The sequence below is a fragment of the Luteitalea sp. genome (assembly GCA_009377605.1).
Classification (GTDB): Bacteria; Acidobacteriota; Vicinamibacteria; order Vicinamibacterales; family Vicinamibacteraceae; genus WHTT01.
This window is the reverse complement of sequence record WHTT01000145.1, coordinates 5,422-10,205: the sequence shown is the minus strand read 5'-3', so window position 1 is coordinate 10,205 and position 4,784 is coordinate 5,422. Positions and strand designations below refer to the sequence as shown.

Below are 4,784 nucleotides of genomic sequence, written 5' to 3'. Positions count from 1 at the left end.
GGCGGCCGCCGCCGACGGCTTGGATGGCGATTGATTGACCAGATAGCCGGTGACGCCAACATCATCCGTGGCCGTGAAGCTCGTGATGGCCACCGACAGGGTAGTTGTGGTGCCGGGAACCGTGAACGCGGTGATCGTCGGCGGCGACGTATCGGCGGAACCGGTCGGGCTGAATACGACGTCCACCCAGTAATTGGAGCCGTGCCAGCTGTTCGTCGGGAACGTCGAGGCGCCGTATGCGTAGACGCCGTTGGCGCCGGAGACGCCGTTCGCGAGCGCGTGGAGTGGAGGGTTGTCGGCCCCTTGGCCCAGGAAATAACTCTCGTCCACACTGTAGTGGCCTGTGTTCGTGTGGTACGAGACTACGTAGACGGCGCCGGCCGTTATGGCAACCGGCGCGGATAGATTCACCTGCTGCCATCCGGAGGGGGTTTCGTTCTGAAACGTGGCCGTCGCGAGCTTCGTGCCGGTGCTCGTCCACAGGTTGGCGACGTGCGTCCCGGTGTTGGTGCTGGACTTGTGGAAGCGGATGCCTGTGACGACGCCATTGACGTCCGCGCCAAATTTCACGCCGAGCTCCACCGCACCGGCATCGGGGTCGGCAACGACGGAAGGCGTGGTCGACGTAGGCCAGATGCTATAGCTCTCGCCGCCCGACTGGGCAACTGCGCGCTCGGCTGGAACCGGCGCGAGGACTACGACGAGACCCGCGGCAAGCCAGGCCACTGCAGGACGGCACCGCATAGAGCACCACCAGTTTGGGAACCCGCACACTGAATTGAGGAGGCAACCAGCGAAAGTACTAAATAGGGAGATACGCAAATCGAGTGCCGACGGCGCGCGCTGCCTTTTGCGTGGTAGGACTGCGCTGACGGCTCACAGATCAGCTTGAGAGGTGTCTTTATGCTGCCTATTGAGGCCTTGTACGCTCGCGAAACGACATTATCGTCCGCCCGGTCGCCGACGTGCACGCCGCCCAAGCTCCGTGTCAGAAGCGACCAACGCGTCCTCGTTCAGACGATCTGACGCGGTGCTTGCCCTGCAACGGACGGAATAGCCAGGCCGGCGCGTTTATTCGCCTTCCGCTCTGAGCGTCATCGCGGGTCCCACCCGCGCGGCGCGCCACGCTGGGACGAGCGAGGCTGCGAGCGACACCACCAATAGGCTGAGGGCGACAAGCAGGAACAGGACGGGATCGAACGGCTCCGCCCTCAGCTCCGCGAACAGATTCGCCGCGGCACGCGCGAGGATGCCGGACAGCACCGTGCCGACAACAATGCCGGTCAGCGCCAGCGTAAGCGCCTGTCTGAGCACGTGTCTCAGGATCTGTCCTGGCCGAGCACCGAGCGCAAGCCGCACACCAAACTCCTGCCGCCGCTGGGCGGACGCGTATGCCATCACGCCATACAAGCCAATCGCTGCCAGGATCATTGCGGCGCCCGCAAACATGGCCAGCAGCCAGGTGGTCGCACGGCGCGGCGCAAGCTCCTCGGCAAGCTGCGCGGTGAGCGGTCCGGGCTCGATGAGCGGCAGGTGCGGGTCGAGCGCGTGGGTGCGCGCCCGCACGGCCTGCGCGAGAGTTGCTGGATCGCCGGTTGTGCGCGCGATGAATGACAAACTCCGCGCCACGACATCCTCCCGGCGGCGCGATAGGAGGTGGCATCGTGTTGGTTCCTTGTCCCAACTATATATAGCCTGGACAAGGCGCTACCGTCAAAGGGCTTCGGTACCTGGGAAGATCAAAATGCAGTGGGTGATGCTGGGCCGTGGCTGCATCGACTCGCGTCTCTCCCGGGTTACTGGCTTCGCAACGCAACGGCGGGATCGACGTGGGCCGCACGCCACGCGGGAGTGGCAATTGCCACCGCAGCCGTCACCGTGAGCACGATCGTCACGGACGCGAACGTGATCGGGTCGAGGGGCTGTACGCCAAACAGCATGGTGGCGAGTAGCCGACCCAGCGCCACCGATAGGACCAGCCCGATGACGGTACCGGCCGCGATCAGGCGAGCGGCACGCCAGACGACGAGTCGAAACACGTCGCCCGTGGTGGCGCCGAGCGCCCTCCGTACCCCGAAGTCCCGCAGGCGCTGCTGGACGGAATACGCGAGGACGCCGAACACGCCGACCATCGCCAGCAGGAGCGCCAACGCAGCGAACGTGATCACCATCACGGCCCGAAACCGATGGCGTGAGGTGGCTTCCCACGCGACGTTCTCGAGCGTCGTCACGTCTCTGACACTCACCAGTTGCTCCTTGTCGACGCGAGCGATCGCCGCCCGAACGGAGGGCGCCAGCGCTTCCGCGCGTCCGGACGCGGGCCTGACAACGAGGTAAATGTCATCGACGACGTTCTGCGCCATCGGGACATAGATCTGCACGAGATCCTCGGTCTCATCGGGTCGGCCCTTGACTTGACGTGCGACACCCACGATCTCTCGCTCGACCGATGGCGCCTGGTCGAAGTCTGCTTCCCGAATGGCGACCCGACGGCCGATTGGCGATCCGCGCCGAAGGTAGCCGCGGACGAAGGCTTCGTTCACGATGCAGACAGGGGTACTGTCACTCGTATCGCGGTCGTTGAAGGCCCGGCCAGCCACGACAGGAAGATCGAGCGTTTGGAAGTAGGTGTGGCTCACGATCTGGTAGTCGGCAGTCGGACGCTCGCTCCTGTCGACGGGCGGGTCGCCCACGATCTCGAAGAACGAGCGGCCGCCAAGCGAAGTCCCCAGCGGCAGCCCGCCCGTCCATGCCACGCTGCGTACTCCAGGAAGCATCATGATCTCCCGCTCGACGGCATCGAAGAACTGCAGCAGGGCGGCACCAGTGGGATAACGCGAACCCAGCGGGTCGACCAGCATGGTGAGCGCGGTCTCCGCGCGATAGCCACGCTCGACACTCGCCACCGCCATGAGGGTGCGCAACAGCAGCCCGGCGCCAACCAGCAGCGCGACGGCCGTCGCGACCTCTCCGACGACGAGCACACTGCGGAGCCAGCCACCGCGCCCCGTCGTCGTCCGGCTGTCGGCGGTGATCACCCGCGCCGACGAGAACGCCGTGGCCTGCCACGCCGGCGCGAGGCCAAACAGCAGCCCGACGAACAAGGTAGCCGCGGCGCAGAACGCCACCACGCGCATGTCGAAGGTCAGCGTCACCGCCCCGGGCAGTAGTCCCTCCGGAATCACCGATGGCGCGACCGCCAGAATCGCCGCGCCGAGCGCCGCTCCCAAGAGGCCTCCGATGGCTGAGAGCACAAGGCTTTCGGTGAGAAGCTGGCGAATGACGCGTCGCCGGTCAGCGCCCAGCGCCGACCTGATCGCCAGCTCCCGCGTGCGTGCCGTTGCGCGCGTGAGAAGCAAGTTGGCCACGTTGGCGCAGCAGATGAGGAGCACGATGCCGACGACGCCGAGAAACAGCATCGAGGTCAGGCGGAGATCACCGCCGATCAGAACCGCGTGCAGCGGCTCGAGCTCGACGCCGCGTCCCTTGTTTGTCTCCGGAAACTCGCGGGCGAGCCCCTCCGCAACGGCCGCCATGTCAGAAGCGGCGGCCTCGATCGTGACGCCTGGCTTCAACCGCCCGATGACCTGGAGGAAGTATGCAGCTCGCAGCTCGGGGCTGCGCTCGAGGGAGACGAGCGCCCAGATACTGGTCCGCCCCAGCAACTGGGGTGCCTTCGGCACGACGCCGACCACGGCATACAGCGACCCATCCAGCCGGATGTCGCGTCCAATCACGGTCGGGTCCGCGCCGAAACGCGTTCGCCAGAACGCTTCGCTCAACACGACGACATTGGCGCGCCGGCGGTCGTCGGACGGAAGAAACGTTCGACCGGCTATCGCCCTGACGCCGAGCACGTCGAAGAATCCAGCCAAGACCCATTGACGAGGAACGGTTTCTGCTGTGCCGTCGGCACCGCTCATGACCATGCCCCCGACATTGGGAGCGAAGCCTGCCATCAGATCGAACGTGCGATTCCGCTCGTTCCAGTCGAAGAGATTGAGCGGCGATACGTTGCTTCGGCGCGACGTCGCGCTTCGCTCCCAGACCGCAACGAGGCGATCGGGGTTGGGAAACGGCAAAGGACGAAGCAAGGTCGCGTCGACCAGGGCGAAGATGGCGCTGTTGGCGCCGATGCCGAGCGCCAGGGTGAGAAGCGCGACCGCGGTGAACCCGGGCGACTGCCGCAGCATACGCAGCGCATAGCGAACGTCCTGCCAGATCGCAGACATCAACCCATCTCCCTTCGCCGGCGAGGACAGACGCGGCGATCGACGTCCCGCGAGGCGCTCGCGGCACGCATGCCCCAGTACACGGTACAGCTCGCGTCGCAGCCATCGCTGGGCGGCTACTGGACCGTAGACGCGTTCGACGCGCTCGAATTCCTCGATCGTGTCGCCGAGGATCCACTCCCGATCGGCGGGCGGTGTGACCAGACGGATGAGAAACAGGGCCAGCTTCTTCACAGCGCCTTCAGCTGATGCTCGAGACCGGCCGCCATGTCGGCAAAGGCCCTGTACGCCACCTTCAACGCGCGTGCGCCGGACGGTAGCAGCTCGAAGTGTTTGCGCCGACGCCCGCCACGCTGGGGAGTGGGCTCGCCGATCCGCGATCGGACGAGTCCCTTCTGCTCCAGCCGCTCGAGTGTGGTGTAGACGGCGCTGATGGCGAGCTGGCGGCCCGCGCGCTGCTCGACATGCGGCTGCTCACCAGGTCCAACGGCGCCGTCGACGCCGCGTGGCACGGGATCTGGCAGTACTCTTGGCCGCGCGACGCCAGCTGGG

Annotated in this window: 3 protein-coding genes and 1 pseudogene (1 of these 4 running past the window's edge); all 4 read right to left on the bottom strand. The window is 66.1% G+C overall.

The features are described from left to right. A partial coding sequence (locus tag GEV06_27125; GenBank protein ID MPZ21532.1) for a DUF4082 domain-containing protein occupies positions 1-744 on the bottom strand: 744 nt, incomplete at its 3' end. A 327-nt stretch (positions 745-1,071) separates the two neighbouring features. After that, positions 1,072-1,629: an FtsX-like permease family protein gene (locus GEV06_27120; protein ID MPZ21531.1), complete on the bottom strand. Its 558-nt coding sequence runs from the start codon at positions 1,627-1,629 to the stop codon at positions 1,072-1,074. A 167-nt stretch (positions 1,630-1,796) separates the two neighbouring features. Continuing rightward, complete coding sequence (locus tag GEV06_27115) at positions 1,797-4,466, bottom strand: FtsX-like permease family protein (GenBank protein MPZ21530.1); 2,670 nt, start codon at positions 4,464-4,466, stop codon at positions 1,797-1,799. Continuing rightward, positions 4,463-4,784, bottom strand: a pseudogene (locus GEV06_27110) (hypothetical protein) (it continues 41 nt past the right edge of the window). The gene GEV06_27115 and the pseudogene GEV06_27110 overlap by 4 nt, the downstream one beginning before the upstream one ends.